The following is a 4506-nucleotide window of genomic DNA, read 5'->3' as shown; positions in this document are numbered from 1 at the left end:
GCCCGGTGGCACTTCGCTTCGGTGCCGTACTGCGCGTGGAAGTGGACCATCGACAGACCTTTCTGAAACTGCACCCTATTCATCGCCATGACTCACACTCCCGTCGAGAACATGGCTTCAGCATCCCATCCCTCGCTGCCGTCGCACATCATGCGACTTGCAACTGAGGTTCGACGCTAATCAGGTCCCCATTTAATTGCTCCCGTCCCATTATTGGGGGAACTCATTGCCTACATAAGTTCCGATTTACCCGACAGACAAATCACTCGAAGACCGAGATAATCGGGAAGAATAATCGGCGAAGCCGATTATCCACAGCGTTTCACCGAACGCAAAAAAAAGCGCGGGCCGTAAGGGTTGCAGCCCATACGACCCGCTGACCACAACCAACTAATCGGAGTTGATCATGGCTACGGCGAAGCATACGGCATGCGCCCATCCCCGCGCTGCCACCCGCACCTTCTCCTATCCGCCCTCCTTCCCTCGCTGGGCTCCGCCTCCGGCGCACCCGCTGCGCGCCGACCGCGCCTTCCCCTCGCTCCCTCCCGGCCGCGCAACGGCTGACCCCAGTCGCCGATCGTCGGCAGCCGTCGCCACGGCCTGCTCACTCGCCGCACGCGCCACGCCGTAGGCCACACCGCGTCCGATCCCTCAGCGCTGCGCATTCGCGCAAGGCATGTGCGCAGCCACGTCCAGGAGCCCATCATGGAAAGCGAACTCGACACCCCACTCTGCGACGACAGCTTCCACCTGCCCGCAGACACTTACTACGAACTGCTGCAGATTCGCGACCAACTGATGATGTATACCCGCTTCGTCGCCCCCGTCACCCACCAGGAAGACGACGCCCACCTCGAACTCACCCGCAACATGCTCGCCGACTGCTTCGCCCAACTCGCCAGCCGCCTCACCCAAGCGCTGGAAAGTACCGACTCCGAATCCAACGATTGATCTGCTCCACCCCGCAACCAATGAAAACAAAGCGCCCGGTGATAACTTCGCCGGGCGTTCCATTAGATGGCGTACTACCTTTGCAGCGATAGCCGATCTTGACGAGGCTACTTAATTTCCTCCGCCCCCCTTTTCGGCTGATACGGCCACACGCTTTTCAAGCCAGTTGATCGTCCTTATTAGTCTTCGACTGAAGATGTGTATTCTGTTTCAAAATCATCGATAGTCAGCTTGTGCTGGCCGAGCAAATCATGGATCTTTGATTCATTCAAATCATTTCTATCGAATTTAGCTATATCGTTATAAAATTCCTTAACATGGTGCGTAAATTTGTTTAAATCACGCTTTTTCATAATTCGCACAATCTTGTTGAAGCCAGCTGCCGCTCCCAATTTCGCAGTCGGAATTATCAGTATATTAATCGAATCAGATCCACTGTATTCACGATCGAACCAAGCGCAAGAATTGTTCATCTGGCCACTCTCATCCTTGTTAATTTGCGACCTGGTTAGCTCTACTTCATTTTTGCATTCGACTAAAAGATAAAGACCATTTTTCAGCGCCCACAAATTATCAGGTCCCTCCTTCCACTCTTTATCCGGTCGCTCTGAGGCGAAACCTAAGGCAGCACCAAGGTCCTGCCAAGCCTTCTCAAATGATTCCGATCGAACTCCAAATTTTAACCTACTAAGGATGTCCTCAATGGATAAAGTCACCTCTTCGTCAGTATCAAAAGCAGAAACCCACTTAACTACGCTCAATGAGCGCTTCTGCCCAATAGCCGAAAGCTTAGAAGCACGTACCGATTCAGGTTTTAATAGTAGATGATTTAAGCGATGGGCTGCCATTTGCTTGACTTGTGAATCCGCATGACTGCGCGGATATTCATATCTCGCGATTTCTTGAAGGTACCAACCGCGTTCACTTGGTGGCATTTCTGGGTGACCATCTAGAACAGTTTGCATTCGATCGACAGCCTGTCCGTAGCGGCCAAACTGAAAATCAATTTCAGATTCGCGCTCACTCACAAATATTTCTAATATTCTAGAATTATTATCGCCGGGAACAATTGCGTCCATTGTTTCTTTATAGAATTCTTTCCAATCATCATTTCTTTCCAAGCACTGACGCATTAGTGCTGCAAACGCAGAGTATGAAGTACTACCGTCTTTAATATCTGATTGCGCTTCACTGGAAATATCCATTCCTAAACGCACTTGCGCCTTTGTTTGATCAGAAAGATGCTTCTGAATCTCTCTTGCGCGAATTACTCTTACAAGATCAGATCCCGTTATAATAACTACGCAATAATCCTTTTCTCCGCGCACTGCGCGCCCAAGCCCCTGCTCAATTGTTCTGGCGATGCGTGCAGCCGATACCTCGCTCTCGGGACGGCACTCTTCTATATAGCGTTCCCATAGAGCGTCACCAAACGGCTTACCATCAAGGATGAGTATCCTGCATGCATCATCTGGCAAATCTATACCGTCATACCTGTTTGCCACTGCGACCGTGTCTTGAATTATCGAACTCCTTAGTCTTCCGACAAGAGCGTCTAATGTCTCTGGCTTAGCAACAATTGCACCTGCAGCATTCCATCCTTGGCAGCTATAAAAGCTAGGGGATAGTACGACCGTATTATACCGTCGCCTTGGGTCGGGTTTACCAAAATTCGCGACGATCAATCCTTCGTCAAGATCAGAAGACGTGATCGAAGGTATCAGGATCATTCGCTCGCCTGACCAACCCTCTTCAGGATCAATTAGAGGCGACAGAACAACTTTCTTTGCAAGCCCAAGCCCCTTGACCAAAAATGCATCATCCGTGACCGTTGCTGACATAAATATTCTATGCCTGGCATTTGCGTATGAACCAAACATGTCCAATGGCGGTAAATATGGAACGATCACAAGTTCATGCGCAGAAATCACGCACTGACAATGCTTTATTTTATCTTTAAGTAATGGCCACGCAAATTTAATTTCCTTGCTCTGAATATTCTTCGCAAGTACTCGAATTACTTCTTCCTCTCGATCGATCCACGACCAGTATGGGATAGGAAGAATTGGGCTCGGTGAATTATCGTTCGCTTGACGTATTTCAGCATATGATCCGGCGCCTTGAATTTTTAAGTCATCCTCGAACAAGTTAACTATTTGCTGGTACGCATCATGCTCTCGTAAAAGAGTGATTTGGCAGGCGGCTCTTATAGAGTCAATACAGGCATGGGCATCGTCAATAACAACGTAATCAATTTCTATCGACTTTGCGTTTAAACCAAATTTTGATAGACCATTAAATAGTTTTTGAACCGTTATAACCAATATGGCTTGACCATCCAAAAAGGACGCTGGCAAACTTCCGTCCTCGTCAGGCCCAACACAAGATAGGCCAAACTGGCGAGACTGAAGCAAAGTTTGGCTCGCCAGAAATAGATTTGGACAGAGAAACACCGCTCGGCCGCTTTCTTCGTTCATTTTTGACTGGAGCATCAGGAGGCCCACGAGGGTCTTGCCCTGGCCCGTATGTAATTTGAGAATTACGTCGTTTTCGGCCCGCCTATGTTCATGCCACTCCAGCAGCACACGTTCCTGCGGATTTCGCAATGGCCCTTTGTCGCTAGCGCGATCAAGCCTGTCATATATCTCCCGGGGGTCGATTGGTTTTCCGGCAGAGCCGGCGACACGCTTTTTTTTGAAATCGACCACAGTCAGTCCCCTCGAGATATAGCAGCGATTAGCAACCTTCTTTCAGAAAATTCTGTTCCGCATGTTTCAATGTTTCTCGCCATGGCGCTTCACCTTCGCGATCTGTTGCCCCTTTCTCTTCTTTGGTGAAGCGAATCAGCTCAATCTCGATGGCGATCCACCCAACATGATCTTCAACATGAAGGTATTGACGCCGATCAGCCGCAACGAGCCGTAGTGCTTCTCATGGCCTTGATCGAACACGCCGTAGTACATCGACTCTTCCTGGACCTTGCCGCGCGGGACCATAGCCGGACTCCAGCTCGCTCAGAGACAGCCAGCTTACCGCAGCTCACCCGGCCTAAACGAATACCCACGCCTCTTCCACCCCGAAGCAATCCCCATGTCGTAGCCATAAACCAGCGTCACCACGACCACATCCTCGCTTGCGATATTCGGGTCGGCTTTCGCCATCAGCTGCGCGATGCGCCTGGCCATGTCACCGTCTTCGGTCATCGGGGCATCAAGCCGCAGCGACGACTGCAGGGAGTGCGTGGCTTTGCCGCCATTGAAGGACGACCACCCGCGCACGACTTGCGCCGTCATCACATGGGGTTGGGTCGACAACGTCTGGTACAGCGGCAGGATCGGAAAATTTCAAGCTAGTTGTCGCCTCAATGATTAATTTTCAGGCGGCTTTTCGTTCCTGGTTACGAGCTGTCGTGATGGCGTCCTGGTCGTCGTCCCGGTCGGGATTCAGATGGACGGTATGGATGCGCGTCCAGTTGCGCGTAGCGCCTTTCCAACGTAGCGGCTGAGATTGACGTGCGGCTTCGTAGAGCGCGACGCGTTGATCCAGGATGGCCTG

Annotated in this window: 5 protein-coding genes; 1 reads left to right on the top strand and 4 read right to left on the bottom strand. The window is 50.9% G+C overall.

Annotated elements, in window-relative coordinates; all coding sequences use genetic code 11:
* The first annotated feature begins 705 nt into the window (after positions 1-705).
* Positions 706-951, top strand: coding sequence for an XAC0095 family protein (locus ACFPPB_RS20100; RefSeq protein ID WP_377330409.1), 246 nt, complete (start codon positions 706-708; stop codon positions 949-951).
* 179 nt (positions 952-1130) lie between these two features.
* On the opposite strand, the gene ACFPPB_RS20095 is transcribed toward ACFPPB_RS20100, so the two are convergent.
* The 4 genes from ACFPPB_RS20095 to ACFPPB_RS20080 all read right to left on the bottom strand — a co-directional run.
* The gene (locus tag ACFPPB_RS20095) at positions 1131-3659 is read right to left on the bottom strand and encodes a DEAD/DEAH box helicase (protein ID WP_377330407.1); all 2529 of its coding nucleotides are present in this window, start codon (positions 3657-3659) and stop codon (positions 1131-1133) included.
* A 135-nt stretch (positions 3660-3794) separates the two neighbouring features.
* The gene (locus ACFPPB_RS20090) at positions 3795-3947 is read right to left on the bottom strand and encodes a hypothetical protein (RefSeq protein ID WP_377330405.1); all 153 of its coding nucleotides are present in this window, start codon (positions 3945-3947) and stop codon (positions 3795-3797) included.
* 33 nt (positions 3948-3980) lie between these two features.
* Entirely contained in the window at positions 3981-4265 is a 285-nt protein-coding gene (locus ACFPPB_RS20085; RefSeq protein ID WP_377330403.1) for a hypothetical protein, read from the bottom strand.
* A 61-nt stretch (positions 4266-4326) separates the two neighbouring features.
* Positions 4327-4506, bottom strand: a 180-nt coding sequence (locus tag ACFPPB_RS20080; protein WP_377330401.1) for a hypothetical protein, incomplete at its 5' end; no start/stop codon positions are given.

Source organism: Rhodanobacter terrae (assembly GCF_042657005.1).
Classification (GTDB): domain Bacteria; phylum Pseudomonadota; class Gammaproteobacteria; order Xanthomonadales; family Rhodanobacteraceae; genus Rhodanobacter; species Rhodanobacter terrae.
Note: the sequence above shows the minus strand (reverse complement) of the source record. Positions and strands in the feature narration are given on the sequence as shown.